Origin of the sequence: Polaribacter glomeratus, from assembly GCF_002954665.1 — a bacterium.
Classification (GTDB): Bacteria; Bacteroidota; Bacteroidia; order Flavobacteriales; family Flavobacteriaceae; genus Polaribacter; species Polaribacter glomeratus.
Genome location: NZ_MSCM01000002.1, coordinates 1119718 through 1139253, shown reverse-complemented (window position 1 = coordinate 1139253; position 19536 = coordinate 1119718). Strand labels below are relative to the sequence as shown.

General features: G+C 32.6%; 17 protein-coding genes. 3 read left to right on the top strand and 14 right to left on the bottom strand.

Translation table 11 applies throughout. From position 1 onward, the window contains the following. Nucleotides 1-29 precede the first annotated feature (29 nt). The 10 genes from BTO16_RS15040 to trhO all read right to left on the bottom strand — a co-directional run bounded on the left by BTO16_RS15040 (nt 30) and on the right by trhO (nt 11067). Nucleotides 30-530, bottom strand: coding sequence for a DUF1761 domain-containing protein (locus tag BTO16_RS15040; protein ID WP_105022466.1), 501 nt, complete (start codon nt 528-530; stop codon nt 30-32). A gap of 122 nt (nt 531-652) precedes the next feature. Continuing rightward, nucleotides 653-1636: a DUF4837 family protein gene (locus BTO16_RS15035; RefSeq protein ID WP_105022465.1), complete on the bottom strand. Its 984-nt coding sequence runs from the start codon at nt 1634-1636 to the stop codon at nt 653-655. A 4-nt stretch (nt 1637-1640) separates the two neighbouring features. After that, on the bottom strand, nt 1641-3176 hold the full coding sequence (locus BTO16_RS15030) for a lytic transglycosylase domain-containing protein (RefSeq protein WP_105022464.1): 1536 nt from the start codon (nt 3174-3176) through the stop codon (nt 1641-1643). A gap of 3 nt (nt 3177-3179) precedes the next feature. Further along, the gene (locus tag BTO16_RS15025) at nt 3180-3959 is read right to left on the bottom strand and encodes an exodeoxyribonuclease III (protein ID WP_105022463.1); all 780 of its coding nucleotides are present in this window, start codon (nt 3957-3959) and stop codon (nt 3180-3182) included. 102 nt (nt 3960-4061) lie between these two features. Beyond that, nucleotides 4062-4718 (bottom strand): 3-oxoacid CoA-transferase subunit B, encoded by a 657-nt coding sequence (locus BTO16_RS15020; protein WP_105022462.1) that lies wholly within the window; start codon nt 4716-4718, stop codon nt 4062-4064. Nucleotides 4719-4720: 2 nt separating this feature from the next. Continuing rightward, nucleotides 4721-5422, bottom strand: coding sequence for a CoA transferase subunit A (locus BTO16_RS15015; RefSeq protein WP_105022461.1), 702 nt, complete (start codon nt 5420-5422; stop codon nt 4721-4723). A gap of 77 nt (nt 5423-5499) precedes the next feature. Next, nucleotides 5500-7770 (bottom strand): penicillin-binding protein 1A, encoded by a 2271-nt coding sequence (locus tag BTO16_RS15010; protein WP_105022460.1) that lies wholly within the window; start codon nt 7768-7770, stop codon nt 5500-5502. A gap of 1 nt (nt 7771) precedes the next feature. Then, nucleotides 7772-8272, bottom strand: coding sequence for a gliding motility lipoprotein GldH (locus tag BTO16_RS15005; RefSeq protein WP_105022459.1), 501 nt, complete (start codon nt 8270-8272; stop codon nt 7772-7774). Continuing rightward, entirely contained in the window at nt 8247-9797 is a 1551-nt protein-coding gene (locus BTO16_RS15000; protein WP_105022458.1) for a PSP1 domain-containing protein, read from the bottom strand. The genes BTO16_RS15005 and BTO16_RS15000 overlap by 26 nt, the downstream gene beginning before the upstream one ends. 238 nt (nt 9798-10035) lie before the next feature. Beyond that, nucleotides 10036-11067, bottom strand: a complete 1032-nt coding sequence (gene trhO / locus BTO16_RS14995) for an oxygen-dependent tRNA uridine(34) hydroxylase TrhO (protein ID WP_105022457.1) — start codon at nt 11065-11067, stop codon at nt 10036-10038. Between the two features lie 328 nt (nt 11068-11395). Between trhO and BTO16_RS14990 the strand changes: the two genes are divergently transcribed. The 3 genes from BTO16_RS14990 (at nt 11396) to BTO16_RS14980 (ending at nt 14245) form a co-directional block, all read left to right on the top strand. Beyond that, nucleotides 11396-12385 (top strand): aspartate-semialdehyde dehydrogenase, encoded by a 990-nt coding sequence (locus tag BTO16_RS14990; RefSeq protein ID WP_105022456.1) that lies wholly within the window; start codon nt 11396-11398, stop codon nt 12383-12385. An 11-nt stretch (nt 12386-12396) separates the two neighbouring features. Continuing rightward, on the top strand, nt 12397-13443 hold the full coding sequence (locus BTO16_RS14985) for a ferredoxin--NADP reductase (protein ID WP_105022455.1): 1047 nt from the start codon (nt 12397-12399) through the stop codon (nt 13441-13443). A 133-nt stretch (nt 13444-13576) separates the two neighbouring features. Next, nucleotides 13577-14245 carry a LysE family translocator gene (locus BTO16_RS14980; protein ID WP_105022454.1) on the top strand — a complete coding sequence of 223 codons (669 nt, stop codon included), beginning with the start codon at nt 13577-13579 and terminating at the stop codon, nt 14243-14245. 55 nt (nt 14246-14300) lie between these two features. On the opposite strand, the gene BTO16_RS14975 is transcribed toward BTO16_RS14980, so the two are convergent. The 4 genes from BTO16_RS14975 to BTO16_RS14960 all read right to left on the bottom strand — a co-directional run. After that, nucleotides 14301-16142, bottom strand: a complete 1842-nt coding sequence (locus BTO16_RS14975) for a M1 family metallopeptidase (protein WP_105022937.1) — start codon at nt 16140-16142, stop codon at nt 14301-14303. A 22-nt stretch (nt 16143-16164) separates the two neighbouring features. Continuing rightward, nucleotides 16165-17802 (bottom strand): S8 family peptidase, encoded by a 1638-nt coding sequence (locus BTO16_RS14970; protein WP_105022453.1) that lies wholly within the window; start codon nt 17800-17802, stop codon nt 16165-16167. Nucleotides 17803-17807: 5 nt separating this feature from the next. Next, a complete protein-coding gene (locus BTO16_RS14965) occupies nt 17808-18650 on the bottom strand; it encodes an MBL fold metallo-hydrolase (RefSeq protein ID WP_105022452.1) in 843 nt (280 codons plus the stop codon). A 699-nt stretch (nt 18651-19349) separates the two neighbouring features. Continuing rightward, on the bottom strand, nt 19350-19536 hold a 187-nt coding region (locus BTO16_RS14960; protein WP_146105377.1), incomplete at its 5' end, for a hypothetical protein.

Below are 19536 nucleotides of genomic sequence, written 5' to 3'. Positions count from 1 at the left end.
GCGGCATTTTTTTATTTTAAAATATAAGATTACATTCCGAATTGACAGACTAAACCGCCCATAATAGCTAGCGTTACAATCCAATATCCAGCATTAATCGCTATATATTTTAAGCTCTTTCTCTCAAACATTGCTATGATTGCAATTACTGGTAACGCTAAAAATAACCCAGATAATATTCCATGAAGCGCTCCATGTTTAAAGGTTCTAAAACGATCACCGTAATTTAACAAGAAATCTTGAAAATAAGTAAATGCTTCTCCTGTACTTTCTGCAAAACCAGGTTCTCCTGCTAAACTAGAATACACACCCATTTGATGAATCGTTGCTGGCAATAAAAACATTGCTATAAACAAACTAAATACATAACTTAAAGTTAAAGTTAGCACCCTATTTTGACCTGCTAAAGATTCTTTAGTAAAACCTAATTCTTTCATCCAAGCATTCCCAAATAAAGGACCGTACCAGACAAAACCGATTACTAACGGCACTAAGGCCGCTAAAAAAAAGATGTAAAAATTCATTTCCATGATATAATTGTTTTTGGTTGATTCTCAAATATATGAAATACGTTTTTGACTTTAAGCTTGTTACAAAAAAAAAGTCTAAAACTTATCGTTTTAGACTTTATCTATTTTTAGTTTAAATTAAACTATTGAATCTTCATCGATTTTGCAATTGCTTCTAACTCAAAAATAAAAGCTCTTTTATTAACAGAAGGTGCATACGTAAATCCTTCGAAAATAATTAATCTGTTATTTTTTTTATCAATAATGGTATAATTTAAAAATGGCCCTGCCATAAAATCGTTTTTCACTTCCCATTTTCCACGAGTTTCATAGGCTTTTTTTCCATCAATCGTAGCATCAAAAGTAAAAGGTGTGTAAGCTTCTTCGGTAATCATGTGCTGTGTTTCTGCATCTGTACCAGGAATGTATTTTTCGCCAATACTATCTCTAACTGCCACAATATTGTCTGCCACTTTAGTTTCATCACCCAAAGGAATTGAATATACTAAAATATTATTACTTCCGGTTTTTGCAATTCCGCTTGTTAAATGATTTCTTAGCCACAAAAATTCTCCTGTATCATCGACCGTATTAAACTTTGTAGGTATGGTTAAAGAAATACCTAATTTTTGAAGGGTTTTATAATGGGTATTGTCTTGCTTATCTTTTTCGAAAATACTTTGTGTAAATTTTATATCCGCTTCTAAAAAAACACTTTTAATTTCATTTTTATGTTTTTGTAAAAGTTTTATAATACTTTGATCATCTTTTGCCTGCACATAAACTATAGTTTGTGGTTGTGCATACACGTTATTTTTTATAGAAAAACCTTCGTTATCACTTTCCGAAATAATTAAAATATTTCTACTTGCTTTCATCATGGTACTAAAACCACCAGGTGCAACTTGAGAAATATCTAAAATAGGTTCTGGCTGCGGCAAGCCAACCATTAATTCACCAAAAGAATTACGAACTTCTTTACCCACATCGCCGGTCCAGTCGCTGATTTTAGCAACCACCATTACTTTGTTTAATTTACCAATAGACTCTTTTAATATAAACTTATCATTACCAACGCAAGCCGATAATAAAATTGTGAGTACTAGAATAGAAAGTATTTTTTTCATGAGTTTAGCTTTTATAGATTTTTAGTTTGGTTCCAGGTTTTAAACTCTTAGCACTCCAAATATTGTTCCACTTTTTAATTTCATTGATAGAAACATTTTTAAATTTTTTAGAGATCGTCCAAAGTGAGTCTCCTTTTTTAACGGTGTACACATCATAGCTTCCTTTTTCTGTTGCTGATGATCCTTTTTTACTAGATGTTTCTGCCTGAGATGAAACACCTTGTTTTGAAAATATAGTAAGTCGTTGTCCTATTTTTAAATTACTGGTTTTTAAAGTATTCCATCGTTTTAAATCGCTAACTCTTACTCCAAACTTATCAGCAATCTTACCTAGAAAATCACCATTTCTTACGCGATATCTGGTGCTCTTGCCCATTTCAGAATACTTAAGCATCGGTTTATCCCTAGAGGCTTCATCTGCTGCTGCTAATGCATAAATCTCTTCTTCTTTTTCTAAAAATTCGATAATTTTAGCTTTAGGCAATCGAACTGCATAATTATGGTCTTTTATAAAAGGTATAATGTCTAGTTTATAAACAGGATTTAGAAATGAAATTACATTTTCTTCAACATTTAGTATTTCTCTAATATGGTCAAAGCCAATAGTTTTTTTAACACGAATTGTGTCTGTTTCAAAACTATAAAACTGCGGAAGTTCTGAATGAATATTATGTTCTTCTGCATACTCAAAAATATACATCGTGGCATAAAAAGCAGGAACATAACTTGCCGTTTCCTTGGGCAAATAAGGTCTAATATTCCAATAATTTTTATTTCCGCCAGATCGTTGTATTGCTTTAGATACGTTTCCTGGTCCAGAATTGTAAGCGGCCAAAGCCAAATCCCAATCACCAAATATTTTATACAACTGACTTAAATATTTGCAAGCTGCTATGGTAGATTTTACAGGATCTTGGCGTTCATCTACATAAGATGTAACGTTTAAATCGAACTGTTTTCCTGTTCCGTACATAAATTGCCAGAGACCAGCCGCGCCCGATCTCGATTTTATCTCAGGGTGCAATGCCGATTCTATAATAGCTAAATACTTCATTTCTAAAGGAATATCATACTCATCTAAATATTGCTCAAAAATGGGAAAGTAATATTTTGCTCTCGCCAATAACTGCGGAAAATATTTTCTTCTAGAAGATAAATAACTATTAATTACCTTTTCTAACCCAGGATTGTATGCTAAATTAAAAGGTGTTTTTTCATTTAATAATAATAAACGTTGTTTTAATAAATCGGTTGTTAAGGTTGGTGCAGCACTAGCTACAATATCCTTATCATCGATAACGTATTCTAAACTATCAACGAGAGCCGAATTAAATTTTTCATCAATCAATAAACTATCCATCTCAATTAAATCTTCGCTAGAAAATAAGTCTGACTCAATAACTTTTGGCGTGCTAATCGTTTTAGTATTTTTCGATTTAATAGGCCATAAAGTATCTCTAATTGGCTCAAGAATTGTTCCTTTTGGTTTTTGAGAAAAGATAGAAAGGCTAAAAAGGAGTAAAAATATAAACTTGTTCATAAATTATAGATCTAGTTCTAATGCTATGGGGCAATGGTCTGAATGTTTGGCTTCGGATAAAATATAAGCTCTTGAAATTTTATCCTTTAAAGGTTTGGATACCATGGCGTAATCTAAACGCCAACCTTTGTTATTGGCTCTAGAGTTGGCTCTATAACTCCACCAAGAATATTCTTGTGCCTCCGGATTTACATACCTAAAACTATCTATAAATCCGTTATTAATAAAAGTACCCATCCAAGTTCTTTCTTCGGGTAAAAATCCAGAAACTCCCTTCATTTTTGGATTGTGAATGTCAATTTCTTCGTGGCAGATATTATAATCTCCACAGATAACTAAATTCGGAATTTCTTGTTTTAAATTATGAATGTATTCTTGAAATTCATTCATATAATTGAATTTAAAATCGAGCCTTTCATCGTTTGTTCCAGACGGTAAATACAAACTCATAACAGAAACAGCATCGCTATCTGCGGTGGCAGAAAAATCTACACGTAAATTTCTACCCTCAAAATCCATCGATTCCATTCCTGTTCCGTATTCAACATGATTTGGTTTTTCTTTACAAAAAATAGCTACAGAAGAATATCCTTTTTTTTGGGCAGAAAACCAATAATGGTAAGGATATCCTGCATTTTCAAATTCAGATAAGTCTAGTTGTTCTTTGTGTGCTTTTGTTTCTTGTAAGCAAATTATATCTGGGTTTGCAGCTTGTAACCAATCTAAAAAGCCCTTTTTTAAGGCGGCTCTAATTCCGTTTACATTGTAGGATATTATTTTCATTTAGTTCATCTTTACATTTTTCCAAAAGGGAGAAAACTTATTTTTACTATTGATTTTTAGTTCTCGACTCCGCCCAAACAGACAGAGCTATACCTAAAGACGTTAAACATCCATTTCCGGAATTTCTCCTTCAACGATTAAAGTACCTTCTGTAGCATTTTGAATTTCTTCTACAGAAACTCCTGGCGCTCTTTCTAACAAATGAAAAGCGTTATTTTTAACTTCTAAAACTGCTAAATTAGTAACCACTTTTGTTACGCAACCAACACCTGTTAAAGGCAATGAACATCGTTTTAAAATTTTAGATTCTCCTGCTTTATTTGTGTGCATCATTGCAACAATAATATTTTCTGCGGATGCCACTAAATCCATTGCACCGCCCATACCCTTTACCATTTTTCCGGGAATTTTCCAGTTGGCAATATCGCCATTTTCTGAAACTTCCATTGCACCAAGAATTGTTAAATGAACGTGTTTACCACGAATCATCGCAAAACTCATTGAAGAATCAAAAAAACTAGCACCAGGCATTGTGGTTATCGTTTGCTTCCCTGCATTAATAATATCTGCATCTTCTTCACCTTCAAACGGGAAAGGGCCCATTCCAAGAACACCATTTTCTGATTGAAACTCTACCTCTATATCATTTCTAACATAATTAGCAACCAAAGTCGGTATTCCGATTCCTAAATTCACGTAAAAACCATCTTGAACTTCTTGTGCAATTCGTTTTGCAATACCGTTTTTATCTAAAGCCATAACTATTGTTTTTGTCTTACAGTTCGTTGTTCTATTCTCTTTTCGTACTCTTTTCCTTGAAAAATGCGCTGTACAAATATTCCTGGCACATGAACATTGTTAGGATCTAACTCACCAACAGGCACTAATTCTTCTACTTCTGCCACAGTAATGGTAGCTGCACCACACATATTAGGGTTAAAATTTCTAGAAGTTCCTTTAAAAACCAAATTTCCTGCAGCATCACCTTTCCAAGCTTTTACAAAAGCAAAATCTGCTTTAAACGCGGGTTCTAACACATACATTTTTCCGTCAAAATCTCTTGTTTCTTTGCCTTCTGCCACTTCTGTTCCGTAGCCTGCAGGCGTGTAAAATGCTGGAAACCCTGCTTGTGCAGCTCTACATTTTTCTGCTAAAGTACCTTGCGGCGTTAATTCTACTTCTAATTCTCCTGACAACATTTGACGCTCAAACTCATCATTTTCGCCCACATACGAAGAAATCATTTTTTTAATTTGCTTATTTTGCAGCAATAACCCCAAACCAAAGTCGTCTACACCAGCATTATTAGAAATACAAGTAACCTCTCTAATATCTAATTTTACCAATTCAGAAATTGCGTTTTCAGGAATACCGCATAAACCAAAACCACCTAACATAAAAGTCATTCCGTTTTTTACGCCTACTAAAGCTTCTTGAACATTCGTTACTTTTTTGTTTATCATGTTTTAATTTTTTGTGATTGATTGATTGATTGATTGATTGATGAAATACTGAATTACTAAAACAAATTTAAACTCGATTAAAAATCTGTATCACCGCCAGTATTTGTGTTTTTTTCTTGTTCTGTTTTACCTCTACAATCTAAATTAATGGTTAAATCTTCTGGTTTTACAAAATCTTCTTTACTGATGTTTAGCGTTTTATCTGCATAACATTTTCTCATAAACAAAGCCCAAGTAGGCAACGCCATCGTTGCACCCTGACCTTTTGATATACCTGCAAAATGCACTGCTCTATCTTCACCACCTGTCCAAACACCTGTTGTTAAATTGGGTACAATTCCCATAAACCAACCGTCGGATTGATTTTGTGTTGTCCCTGTTTTACCAGCAATAGGATTTGTAAATAAATAAGGAAAACCTGTAACTGCATCACCACCAGATGACCAAGTTGAACGCAATCTAATACCAGAACCAGATTCTGTTACCCCTTTTAATAAGTCTAAAATTACATAGGCCGATTCTTCACTTAAAACCTCTTGCGTTTGTGGTGTAAAATCTTTTAAAACCGTTCCGTTTTTGTCCTCAATTCTTGTAATAATCATTGGTCTAACGCGTAAACCTTTATTTGCAAATGTACTGTAAGCACTTACCATTTCTAATAATGATAATTCTACAGCACCTAATGCTAATGATGGATTTGCAGGAATCTCTGTTTCAATGCCTGCTGCTTTTGCCAAACGAACCACATTTTCTGGTGTTACTTTGTCTATTAAATTTGCAGAAATCACATTCACAGAAGTAGCCAATGCATCCTTTAAAGTAATCATTCCTCCATATTTTCCGTCAGAATTTTCTGGCATCCAATCTTTAGAAACTCCATATTTTCCTTTCGGAATTGTATATGGCGTATTTGGTAATTCATCACAAGGAGATAACCTTAATTGATTAATTGCTGTTGCGTATACAAATGGTTTAAATGTAGAACCTACTTGTCTTTTTTGCTGAGCAACGGCATCATATTTAAAATGTTTATTATCAATACCACCAACCCACGCTTTTATATGACCGCTTTGTGGTTCTATGGATAATAATCCAGAACGTAAAAAGAATTTATAGTATTTAATCGAATCCATAGGAGACATAATAGTGTCTTTATCTCCTTTCCAAGAAAACACACTCATTTCTGTTTTTGTCTTAAAAATTTTATCAATTTCTTTAGATGAAACTCCTGCTGCTCTTAAACGTCTATATCTTTCTGAACTTTTCTTTGCTCTTTCGTAACTTCTTTCAATTTCATCAGTATCTAAATCGTAAAAAGGCGCTGTCTTGTTTCTTTTTTGTTCAACAAAAAAATACTTTTGTAAATTAGCCATATGCTCACTTACAGCCTCTTCGGCATATTTTTGCATTCTTGAATCTATAGTTACATAGATTTTTAATCCATCACTAAAAATATCATATTGCTCACCATTTGGCTTCGGATTTTCTTGCACCCAAGTTCGCATCATTTTTTGTAAATGCGCTCTAAAATAAGTTGCCAAACCAACATCATGTCTTTCTGGAGTGTAGTTTATATTTAGTGGTAATTTTTGTAATTCAACTTTTTTGTCTTCCGTGATAAAATCATTTTTAGACAACTGTAGTAAAACAACATTTCTTCGTTGTTTTACTAGTTCTGCTCTTCGTAAAGGATTAAAATAGGATGAATTTTTTAACATCCCAATTAACATGGCAGACTCGTTTAATTCTAGGTCTATTGGCTCTTTACCAAAATAAATTCTTGCTGCAGAACGAATACCAACTGCTTGATTTAAAAAATCGTATTTATTTAAATACATGGCAATAATTTCTTGCTTTGTATATTGTTTTTCTAACTTTGTTGCAACGACCCATTCTTTTACTTTTTGCAATACTCTTTTAACTTTATTTCTAGATTTTTCGCCGGTAAATAACATTCTTGCTAGCTGCTGCGTTATTGTACTTGCACCGCCACTTCCTGGTTTTAAAACAGCCCTAGTTAAACCCCTAAAATCGATTCCAGAATGCTCATAAAAACGTTCGTCTTCTGTAGCAATTAGTGCATTTACTAAGTTATCTGGTAACTCATTAAACTTTATGGGAGTTCGGTTTTCTTTTGCATATTTACCAATGGTTACGCCATCTGCAGAAATTACTTCTGTTGCAAGGTTTGATTCTGGGTTTTCTAAGTCTTTAAACGTTGGTAACGTTCCTAAAAAGCCCCAAGATGCAAACAAAAAAGTAAATATAATAATTGTGAATCCGCCAAGGGTAATGCCCCAGAACCATAGTACATACTTTTTAAAACTTGTTTTTTCTTTTTTACTCATCTCATTTTATTTTTTCGATACTTAAACCAACATCTTGCACACCCTCTAAAAACGGAATTACATTTACCGCTCCGTTTTTACGCATTGCATGACGTATGTTTAGCAAATACTTTCCTGATTTAGGAAAAACTTTCTGCTCTTTGTAATATAATTTATTCTCTTTAATTTCTGCAAACCCTTTTCCTAAAAATGCACCCGTTTCATCGGTCATTTCATATTGTAAGGTATCTACAATTTTATTGCCGTTAGGAAAATTTAACTCTGTAATTACATACAAATTACTAAAAGGATATGCATTTGTATTTCTAATATTAATAAACAAATCTTTTGGTAAAATTGTGTCTACAACATCAAACTCAAAAGAAATGTTTTTATTGGCTTGCCAAGAAGAACTTGATACTGATTTGTATTGGGTAAACTCAATTTTATCATTACAAGAAACAAGGAAAAGAAATAGGATTAAGAACCCAAAACCTCTATTTTTCTTGGGAATTCTCTCCATTTTTAGGTTTATTATTTTTTCTATTTCTATTGTTTTTTCTTGGTTTATTTGGACTAGTACCTTCTACTTTTGGTTGATTTGACTGTTTTGACGGGTCTGCAACTTTTGGATGTACTTCCGTTTTTGATTTTACTTCACCTTTTGGTTTTGCAGCAGGTCTTGGCTTTCTAGGCTGAGGCCTCTTTTGTACAATATCTTTTGATGTATTTGCATCCTCTGCAACAGGTCTAGGTTTTCTTTTCTGTGGTTTCTTTTTAACCACATCTTGGGTAGCATTTGCATCCGAAGAAACTGGTCTTGGCTTTCTATTCGGATTTGGTTTTCTGTTTTGCGAAGGCTTGTTTGTGTTTTCTCTTGGAGCGTTTGCCACAGCAGCAACTGGCTTTTTATTCCTGTTATTTTTTCTGCGTTTGCTAGATTTAGGAACATCAAAACGTGTTAAACTATCTTGCCCAACTGCATCCTCAAAACTTACTGCTTTAGGAATTTCTATTTCAGACTCGTACTCTTCTAAAGAAATAGATTTTTCGTTCTTTTTATTTAATTCTATAATTTCCTGAACCTGGTCTAATGTTAATCTAAACCATTTAAAACGTTCTTCTTTATAAGTATACCAAAGATGCTTTTTAAAGATATCCATCTTAATAAAAATAGCTTCTCCTTTTTCGGTTTTTAAAACCAGTTCTTGTTTTGGAAATGATTTTAAAGCATCTAAATAACTATCCAACTCAAAGTTTAAACAGCATTTAAGCTTACCACATTGACCCGCTAATTTTAAAGGATTTAAAGATAATTGTTGGTAACGTGCCGCAGAAGTTGATACTTTTCTAAAGTCTGTTAACCAAGTAGAACAACATAATTCTCTACCACAAGAACCAATACCACCTAATCTTGCAGCTTCTTGTCTTGCGCCAACTTGTTTCATTTCTACACGAATAGAAAATGCACTTGCCAAATCTCTAATTAATTGTCTAAAATCGACTCTTGTTTCTGCCGTATAATAAAAAGTAGCTTTGTTACCATCTCCTTGATATTCTACATCAGAAAGTTTCATTTGCAAACCTAATCTTCCAAGAATCTCTCTTCCTCTTCTTTGTGTTTCTTCTTCTTTATCTCTGGATGCTTGCCAAATATCGATGTCTTTTTGAGACGCTTTTCTGTAAATTTTCTTAACATCTTCATGATCTTCGGTAATATTGCGCTTTTTCATTTGCACTTTCACCAATTCACCGCCTAAAGAAACGGTACCAACATCATGTCCTGGAGAACTTTCTACGGCAACAACATCGCCCATAGAAATGGTTAAATTCTCTGTATTTTTAAAGAAATGTTTTCTCCCGTTTTTAAAACGGACTTCATAAATATTAAAACGTTCTTCTCCACTTGGTAAGGTCATGTTAGAAAGCCAGTCAAAAACAGCTAGTTTTTCACTACCACTTCCACAAGTTCCTGTACCACAATTTCCATTACTCTTGCAACCTTTTGGTACTCCATTTTCTGTTGTACCACAACTTCCACATGCCATGTACTTATATATTATTAGTTGTTGGTTTTGATTAATAGTTACTAGTAATACATCACTAGAAACTTGCACCAAAAAACGAACTACTATTTGGATTTATAATTGATTATCAGATTGATAGAAAAACACAATCTCATAAAGTCTAATCAGTAAATATATGAAATCTTATTGAGAGGCAAAATTTAATTTTTTCACAAAAAAAAACCTCTAAACTGAGGTCTTTAAGTAGTAAATAAATGTGCTATTGCTTAAACTTCAAAACTTCACTTCTCCCTTTTTTAAAGATTTGATTGCTGTTTCCTTTACCTTTTCTTAATTCTTTTTGTTCTTCAAAAGACAATTGAATTACTTCTTGGCAATCTGTAGAACAAGTGTTTTCCATTTTTTCTGAACATGCATCACATTGAATAAACAATAAATGACAGCCTTCGTTTGCACAATTGGTATGCGTATCGCATGCTTTGCCACATTGATGACAATTAGAGAGTACATCGTCTGTAATTTTTTCTGCTCTTCTGTGATCAAAAACAAAGTTTTTACCAATAAATTTATTTTCGACACCTTCTTCGTTTACTTGACGCGTGTATTCTATAATGCCGCCTTCTAATTGAAAAACATTTTTAAAACCTTTGTGTTTGTAATACGCAGATGCTTTTTCGCAACGAATGCCACCAGTACAATACATCAATAAATTTTTATCCTCTTTATTATCTTTCAAATCTTCTTCAATAGTATCTAAAGAATCTCTAAAAGTATCTACATCCGGAGTAATAGCGCCTTCAAAATGACCAATTTCGCTTTCATAATGGTTGCGCATATCTACACAAATAGTATCCGGATTTGCTAACATGTCATTAAACTCCTTGGCGTTTAAATGAACGCCTTTATTGGTAACATCAAAAGTTTCGTCTTGTAAACCATCAGCAACAATTTTGTCTCTAACTTTTACTTTAAGTTTTAAAAACGACTTATTATTGTGCTCTATCGCTACATTTAATCGAATATCTTTTAGAAAAGAAATGGTATCAAGTTGATTTTTTAACGCATAAAAATTTTCTGATGGTACAGAAAGCTGCGCATTGATGCCTTCATAAGAAACATAAATTCTACCCAAAACATCTAATGGATTCCATTCTAAGAACAACTTGTTTCTAAATAATTTTGGATTTTCTATCTTGTAATATTGATAAAAAGAAATGGTGATGCGGTCTTTGCCAGCTTCATCAATTAATGCAGCGCGTTCTATGGCGCTTAACTTATTGTACAGTTGCATGCTATACTTTTTAGGTTTAACGATTTGATTTATTGATTACAAAGTTAGTTTTTTTTGACACAGATTTAATAGATTTTTCTGATAATTACTAGCAAAGACGAAAAGCTAGCAAACAAGTCTAGCCCTGATTGGAGCATTTGTTTGAGCTCTTTTTTGCTTTTTCAGCAAAAAAAGCGAGTGCGGAAAGCAGGAAATAGCTTCAAAAAAGTTTAATTCTAAACATCAAAAAAAAAATTGCTGAAATTTTAAACTTTGACTTATTTATAACATCTTAAGTAATTTATTTCGGTTCTTTTTTTAGCATCTTTGCACTTTAAATACATTTATAATGAAAATAGCTGTAGTTGGTGCAACCGGAATGGTAGGCACAGTAATGTTAAAAGTATTAGAAGAACGTAATTTACCGATAACAGAATTAATACCTGTTGCATCTGAAAGATCTGCTGGTAAAAAATTATCTTATAAAGGTAAAGACTATACCATTGTAACTTTAGAAGACGCTGTAAAAATGAAGCCAGATATTGCTTTATTTTCTGCGGGTGGTGATACCTCTTTAGAATGGGCACCTAAATTTGCGGAAGTTGGTACAACGGTTATTGATAATTCATCGGCTTGGAGAATGGATCCTACTAAAAAACTGGTTGTTCCAGAAATTAATGGTGATGTGTTAACTGCGGATGACAAAATTATTGCAAATCCTAATTGTTCTACAATTCAGTTAGTAATGGCTTTAGCGCCGTTACATGCTAAATATAAAATGAAACGTGTGGTAATTTCTACCTACCAATCTGTTTCTGGAACGGGTGTAAAAGCGGTTCAACAATTAGAGAATGAAGAGGCTGGTATTGATGGCGAAATGGCATATCATTATAAAATAGGACGAAATGCAATTCCGCATTGTGATGTTTTTTTAGAAAACGGATACACAAAAGAGGAAATGAAATTGGTAAAAGAACCAAAGAAGATTTTACGTGACGATTCTTTTTCAGTTACTGCAACTGCGGTTAGAATCCCTACTGCTGGCGGACATTCTGAAGCTGTAAATGTTCAGTTTTTAAATGATTTTGACATTACAGAAGTTCGTAAAATTTTAAGCGAAACTCCGGGAATTATTGTGCAAGATGATTTGGCAAACAATATTTATCCGATGCCAATAAATGCGCATGATAAGGACGAAGTTTTTGTTGGTAGAATTAGAAGGGACGAATCTCAAGAAAATACCTTAAATTTGTGGATTGTTGCTGATAACCTTCGTAAAGGAGCAGCAACCAACACAGTTCAAATAGCCGAATATTTAATAGAAAATAATTTGGTGTAAAACATTTTTTAATGGCAACATTTTACAAAGTAAGCATACAAGAAGTAAAACAAGAAACCGCAGGTGCGGTTTCTGTTTTGTTTAACATACCTCCACATTTAAAATCAGAATTTAATTTTACTGCGGGGCAATATATAACAATACAACAAGAAATTAGAGGCGAAGAAATTAGACGCGCATATTCTATTTGTTCAACTCCAAAAAGTGGTGAAATTAGAGTCGCTATAAAAGCAGTTGAAAAAGGAGTGTTTTCTGTCTACGCAACTTCTCATTTTAAAGTTGGTGATGAAATTGAAATTTCGATTCCCGAAGGACGATTTTTATTAAATCCAGAAGCTAACAAAAACTATATCGCTTTTGCTGCTGGCTCTGGAATTACGCCAATTTTATCGATGGTAACAGCCGTTTTAGAAAGTGAACCAACATCAAACTTTACGTTGGTTTATGGTAACAAAACTGTTGCCGATACTATTTTTTACACGCAATTAAACGCGCTAAAAGAATCTTTTTCTGGCAGATTTAAATTGCATTATATCTTTAGTAGAGAGGATGTGAAAAATGATTTAAGAGGCAGAATTGACGGAAACGTGACCAACTATTTTGTAAAAAACATGTACAAAGAAACTACTTTTGATGCTGCATTTTTATGCGGCCCAGAAAAAATGATTCAAGAAGTTTCTAAAGCATTAAAAAACAACAAAATTGCTAAGGAAAACATTCATTTCGAATTGTTTACAGTTTCTGTAGATGAAGGTGCTGCATCTGCAATTAAAGAAGGAACCACAGAAATTAAAGTTCTTTTAGATGATGAAGAAACTACTTTTACAATGCAACAAACAGACAACATTTTAGCGGCAAGTTTGCGTAATGATTTAGATGCGCCTTACTCTTGTCAAGGTGGTGTTTGTAGTTCTTGTTTGGCTAAAGTTACAGAAGGAAAAGCAGTAATGGTTAAAAATTCTATTTTAACGGATAGTGAAGTTGAAGAAGGATTAATTCTAACCTGCCAGGCGTACCCAACAACATCAAAAATAACAATTGATTTTGATGATGTTTAAAAACTTATAATTATTTAATTAAACCTTATTTAAACTAAGGTTTAATAGCGTTTATAAAATAGAATTTGTTAAAAAGGATGGTTTTTCCATCCTTTCTTTTTATCCTTCAATTAAAAAATAGTATTTTTAGGCAATGGATATTTACGATTTTAAAAATGCTATTCTTATTGGGTTTTTCATGGCTTTTATGATTGGCCCAGTTTTTTTTATGCTCATACAAACTAGTATTTTAAAAGGCGCTAAAGCTGCCATTACGTTCGATTTAGGTGTAATTTTAGGTGACATCTCTTTTATCTTAATTGCCTATTATGGAAGCAGATCTTTGTTAGAGAAAATTAAAGACGATCCAAGATTATTTTTTATTGGTGGTTTGGTGATGATTATTTACGGAGTTATTACGTATCTAGATAAACAGAGTAAAAAAGAAAGTTTAGCCACCACAAAAGACATTGTAGTTCCTAGTGTTAAAAATAACTACTTAAAATTATTTTTAAAAGGATACTTTTTAAACTTTATAAATATTGGAGTTTTGGCTTTTTGGCTAGGAACCGTTTTACTCGTTGGGCCTGCTTTACATATGGATCAACAAGCCATCTTTAGTTATTTTGCAGTAATTATTTTAGCCTATTTTGTTACTGATTTAGGTAAAATATTCTTGGCAAAACAACTAAAAGATAAAATGACACCAAACTTAACCTTCAGAGTAAAAAGAATTATGGGAGTAATTTTAATGGTTTGTGGTGTGTTTTTAATCTTAAAAGGATTTATCCCAAATGAAAGAATTAATGAATTTATTCAATAAAAAAAGCCTTTCAAATTTAAAATTTGAAAGGCTGAATATTATTTAAAATTTGTTTTTATTTCACTTCAAAAATATTGTTACCATCGTTTACATCTGCCATTAATTTAGAAGTATCAATAGCTACCGATTTAACTGTTTTTGCAGCTTTAAATGAATATGTTGGATATGCCCAACCCCAATCTTTAAGAAGCGTAGCCGTTGTTGGTTTGCTACCTCTCATCATTTCTAAAGGAATGTTATAACTTTGTTTTGTATCATCTGTGTAGGTAACTTCTACATCAATTGGCATTGGCATTTGCCCAATTCTTTCTAGTGTAATTTCACTTCCTTCAACCGATTTAATTCCATAATCTATGGTATGTGTAGTTTGTGTCCATTCGTTTAAATACCAACCTAAATCAATACCAGAAACCTTTTCCATACTCCGTTTTATATCATTTGGCGTTGGATGTTTAAAACTAAAATCAATAAAATACTTTTTGATTCCTTTGGCAACATTTTCTTTACCAATAACATATTCTAGTTGCGATAAGAAAATGTTTCCTTTAGAATAACTCGCTGTGCTATATGCCCAATTTGTATCATATCTGTCTGCATGAGTAGCTAATGACTCTTCATAGCCTTTTGCAACAATATTTTTATAGCCTCTGTAAGACCCTTCGTGTGGGTTTTCTTTACCTTCTTTTAAAATTTCATTTGCTGCTTTGTTTGAAATGTAAGAAGTAAAACCTTCATCCATCCAAGGATGTAAACTTTCGTTGGATGCCAATAAAAACTGAAACCATGTGTGCGCCATTTCATGAGCCGTTACGCCAAATAAACTACCATAACTTCTTTGACCTGTAATTAAAGTAGACATTGCATACTCCATACCACCATCGCCACCTTGCATTACCGAATATTGCTTGTATGGATATTGCCCAACATGTTCGCTGTAATATTTCATTAATTCAGCAGTTTTTGGCTGCAACTCTTTCCAGTATTCTAAATATTTTTCATCTAACGTTTTCTTGTAATAGAAGTGTAAATCAATACCGTTATCCATTTTAAAAATGTCATGAATATAAGCTGGGTCTGCTGCCCACATAAAATCGTGAACTCTAGGTGCTTTAAAATGCCACGTTAATTTATCGCCTTTTGGCAATTTTAATTCTTTGCTTTTATCTTCATAACCTTGACCAATTTCTTGCGGATTTTGTAAATATCCTGTTCCACCAACCACGAAACTTTTATCAATATGAAGTGTTACATCAAAATTACCCCAAACTCCTTGAAATTCTCTTGCAATGTAAGGTGGCGTTTGCCATCCTTGAAAATCATATTCTGCCATTTTAGGATACCATTGCGCCATAGAAAGTGCTATGCCTTCGCTGCTGTTTCTACCAGATCTACGAATTTGAACAGGAACTTGTGCATCAAAATCCATGTTAAAAGTTACCCTTTCGCCAGATTTTATTGGTTTATTTAAAGTAACTTCTAAAATGGTACCTACAGTTTCAAAAGTAACTGCTGTACCGTTTTGTTGTAATGTATTAACTTTTATATATCCAATTTCATTTGGCTTTAATTTGCTAATTCTATCTTTAACTCTGCCATCTGGGTCTGCAATATTTAAAGAGCGAACGTCCATTTGAGAACCTGGCTGAAAGGCATTAAAATACAAATGATAAAAAACTTTAGTTAATTCATCTGGTGAATTATTTGTGTAGACTAACTTTTGTTTTCCTTTGTATTGATACTTATTTACATCCATGTCAATATCCATCGTGTAATCTACATGCTGTTGCCAATACGTAGGTATTACTGTTGAATCATTTTGCATGTAGGTTACTTTTTTGGTCTCGCTACAAGAAACAAATACCACAAAAGAAAAAATTATTGATAAAAAAAATTTCATATAAGATTGTTTTTTTAGTTGATTACTTACCATTTACCATTTTGTCTGCCATTAATAAGGCATTGTATGCATTTACAACTCTACCAGAAACTGATAACTCTGTAAAAGGAACTAAATCTCCAGTAGGGTTTTCTCTACTTTGTGAACCTGGCTTAATAACATCAAAAGTAATTAATGTTCCAGAATTCATTAATATATGTTTTACTTGACTTGCTGTTAATTTTGGATAATAAGAACGCACTAATGCTGCAACACCAGCAGTTGAAGGAGCTGCCATTGAAGTTCCGCTAAACTTCTGATACTCATTTTCTGGAGTTGTAGAATAAATTTGAACTCCTGGTGCAAAAACATCCACATTTATTTTACCGTAATTAGAAAAATTAGCTGGTAAATTTTCGTTGTAATATTCGCTCATTGCACCAATTGTGATCACATTATCTGAAATTTCAGTTTTTAAATCTTTAGAATCATTTGGGTACGTTAGTTCTTCGTCAATATTTTCACCATCATTTCCTGCTGCGTTTACAATTAAAACATCTTTAGAAGCTGCATATTTTATAGCATCCCAAACCCATTCTTTCTTAGGCGAATATCCTTTACCAAAACTAGTGTTTAAAACTTTTGCGCCATTATCAACTGCATAACGAATTGCTAAAGCAACATCTTTATCATATTCATCGCCGTCTGGAACCGCTCTTACTGCCATAATTTTTACATTATTTGCAACGCCGTTCATACCTTTTTCATTGTTTCTAACAGCTCCAATAATTCCAGAAACATGAGATCCATGTGCTTCCTTTTTTATTGAATTACCTACTTTATTATCACCATATATAGTAATTTGCATGGTGTTTTCATCATCACCTAAAGCAATTCTGTAATTATTTTGGGCTGCAGTAGCACTTAACACACCATCTGCAGTTTCTACAAGACCTGTAAGTTCATCAATAGCTTGTTGCAAAGAACTTAATCCAAAACTATACATCTGGCCAGCAACTGCAACACTTTGCGCAATGGTCTCTTCTGTTGATGTAATTGCTAAAACATCCTCTTTAGTATATTCGTTTTTATTTAAATGTGTTTTTATGGTTTTATCTGCGTTTGAAACCGCAGCTAACATCTGGCCATATCTTTCTTTATTCATTTCTGCTTCCTTAACCTTGATATCAAAAGCAGCTTTTGCTCTTTCTGCTGTTGCTGCATCTACGATTGACGGATTTGCAATAATACGACTCAACTCAGAATTTTCTTTATAGATTGATCCCAAAAAATTCCATCCGTTGATGTCGTCAATAAAACCATTTTTATCATCATCAATTCCGTTTCCCGCAATTTCTTTTGGATTAATCCAAGCATTATCGCTTAAATCCTCGTGTGTTAAATCTGTTCCAGAATCAATAACACCAACAATAATTTGTTGTCCTTTTTTTCCTGTTAAAAAAACGTATGCTTTCTCTACACTCATGCCCGGAATCGAGTCTTTTAACAAATCTAAATGCTGCCAATTTTGACTTTCATCATCTGTTAAAGGCATTTGTTTTGCGGCTGCAGAAATAGCGATTGTAGATCCTGTTGGAACAGAAATATTTGCAATAGATTTACAACCTGTAAATACTAAAACTGCCAACGCAGTATATAAAAATTGTTTCGTATTTTTCATTTTAATTAATTAAATATATCAGTAAATTTATGTGTTTCGTTTAATCGTACTCCTTTTTCTGTATGTTTTACCGTGCAAATTTCGTTATGCGCATCATGCTCTAAAAACAGGTAATAATTGTTGTCTGCAGCTTCTTTTAAAAAAGCTGCTTTTTCGTTGATTGTAAGCAAAGGCCTTGTATCGTATCCCATAACATAAGGCAACGGAATATGACCTATTGTTGGTAACAAGTCTGCCATAAAAACCAAAGTTTTATCTTGATATTCTATTTTTGGCAACATTTGTTTTTCGGTGTGCCCATCCATAAACAAAACATCAAAACCAACTTGATCTTTAGCGTTTCTATGGATAAAGTTTAACTGTCCGTTTTCTTTTATAGGATTTATATTTTCTTTTAAAAAGGATGCTTTTTCTCTAGGATTTGGTTCTGTTGCCCATTTCCAATGGTTATCATTAGACCAAACTTTTGCATTTTTAAATGCAGGAATAAGCATATCATTTTTATCTCTTTGGATAACCCCTCCGCAATGATCAAAATGCAAATGTGTTAAAAAAACATCTGTAATATCATCTCTATGAAAACCAAGTTTGATAAGTGAAACATCCAAAGAAAAACCACCAAACAAATAATAAAAACTAAAGAATTTATCAGATTGCTTTTCGCCCAAACCTGTATCTACTAAAATTAACCGATTACCATCCTCAATAAGCAAGCAGCGCATCGTCATTTCTATCAAATTATTCGAATCTGCAGGATTTGTTTTTTGCCAAATTGACTTTGGCACAACACCAAACATAGCGCCTCCATCTAATTTAAAATTGCCAGTTTCTATTGGGTATATCTTCATCTTAAGAGTTTAAATCATTCATAATTATTTATAAAAATAATCAATTAATCATGCATGACCACATCAAACCTAAATAGATTTGAATATTTACAAAGATGGATAAAAAAAGATGTTTTTTTGTTAAGAAAAATCTAAAGGTTTTAAGGTATACAACTTTAAAGCAGTTATTTGGTAATAGTATCAGAAATTGTCTAAGTGAACCTTTTAATTTAATAGCTTTTAAGAGTAAATCAAAAGATAAATGTTACTAAATAAAGATTATTAAAGAGAAAGATTGCTAGGTTATTTAATAAGTGATTTTTATGACGGAAAATCGCAAAAAAAAAGGAACAACCAACATAATGTAGATACACAAGAGTTTTATATTTTGTGCTATTGTTAAGTTAAAAAAACTTAATAAGACACCTACTAGAACAGATTTTAATTCACAAAATTATGATGTTTTACTGAGTATAAATAAGAACTAATTTGCTATTGAAATAGCTTTATTATGTAAAGACTTAATAAATAGTAGTTTTCTTAGAAACAAATAAAATATCAAAATAAATATTAGATAACGAACTCAGCTCATTTAGATAAAAATATTTAAAAAAACCCGAAAAAATTATTTCAAAATTATTTTGTAAAACTATTTTTAGGATGGTATAAAATTCTAGTATCTGAAAATATTAATATTTTAACAAGAAATTATTTTTTGGCTTACAAACGATTCTCAATAATGCTTTGTACTACTTCCGGATTTAAAAGGGTGCTTGTATCTCCTAAATTATCCATTTCATTGCACGCAATTTTACGTAAAATACGACGCATAATTTTTCCTGATCTCGTTTTTGGCAGTCCTTCCGAAAACTGAATTTTATCTAATTTTGCAATCGGACCAATATGT

Excerpts from the sequence above, each read along its gene's own strand:
- BTO16_RS15040 (WP_105022466.1), bottom strand. The coding sequence starts at position 530 with ATGGAAATGAATTTTTACATCTTTTTTTTAGCGGCCTTAGTGCCGTTA.
- BTO16_RS15035 (WP_105022465.1), bottom strand. The coding sequence starts at position 1,636 with ATGAAAAAAATACTTTCTATTCTAGTACTCACAATTTTATTATCGGCT.
- BTO16_RS15030 (WP_105022464.1), bottom strand. The coding sequence starts at position 3,176 with ATGAACAAGTTTATATTTTTACTCCTTTTTAGCCTTTCTATCTTTTCT.
- BTO16_RS15025 (WP_105022463.1), bottom strand. The coding sequence starts at position 3,959 with ATGAAAATAATATCCTACAATGTAAACGGAATTAGAGCCGCCTTAAAA.
- BTO16_RS15020 (WP_105022462.1), bottom strand. The coding sequence starts at position 4,718 with ATGGCTTTAGATAAAAACGGTATTGCAAAACGAATTGCACAAGAAGTT.
- BTO16_RS15015 (WP_105022461.1), bottom strand. The coding sequence starts at position 5,422 with ATGATAAACAAAAAAGTAACGAATGTTCAAGAAGCTTTAGTAGGCGTA.
- BTO16_RS15010 (WP_105022460.1), bottom strand. The coding sequence starts at position 7,770 with ATGAGTAAAAAAGAAAAAACAAGTTTTAAAAAGTATGTACTATGGTTC.
- BTO16_RS15005 (WP_105022459.1), bottom strand. The coding sequence starts at position 8,272 with ATGGAGAGAATTCCCAAGAAAAATAGAGGTTTTGGGTTCTTAATCCTA.
- BTO16_RS15000 (WP_105022458.1), bottom strand. The coding sequence starts at position 9,797 with ATGGCATGTGGAAGTTGTGGTACAACAGAAAATGGAGTACCAAAAGGT.
- trhO (WP_105022457.1), bottom strand. The coding sequence starts at position 11,067 with ATGCAACTGTACAATAAGTTAAGCGCCATAGAACGCGCTGCATTAATT.
- BTO16_RS14990 (WP_105022456.1), top strand. The coding sequence starts at position 11,396 with ATGAAAATAGCTGTAGTTGGTGCAACCGGAATGGTAGGCACAGTAATG.
- BTO16_RS14985 (WP_105022455.1), top strand. The coding sequence starts at position 12,397 with ATGGCAACATTTTACAAAGTAAGCATACAAGAAGTAAAACAAGAAACC.
- BTO16_RS14980 (WP_105022454.1), top strand. The coding sequence starts at position 13,577 with ATGGATATTTACGATTTTAAAAATGCTATTCTTATTGGGTTTTTCATG.
- BTO16_RS14975 (WP_105022937.1), bottom strand. The coding sequence starts at position 16,142 with ATGAAATTTTTTTTATCAATAATTTTTTCTTTTGTGGTATTTGTTTCT.
- BTO16_RS14970 (WP_105022453.1), bottom strand. The coding sequence starts at position 17,802 with ATGAAAAATACGAAACAATTTTTATATACTGCGTTGGCAGTTTTAGTA.
- BTO16_RS14965 (WP_105022452.1), bottom strand. The coding sequence starts at position 18,650 with ATGAAGATATACCCAATAGAAACTGGCAATTTTAAATTAGATGGAGGC.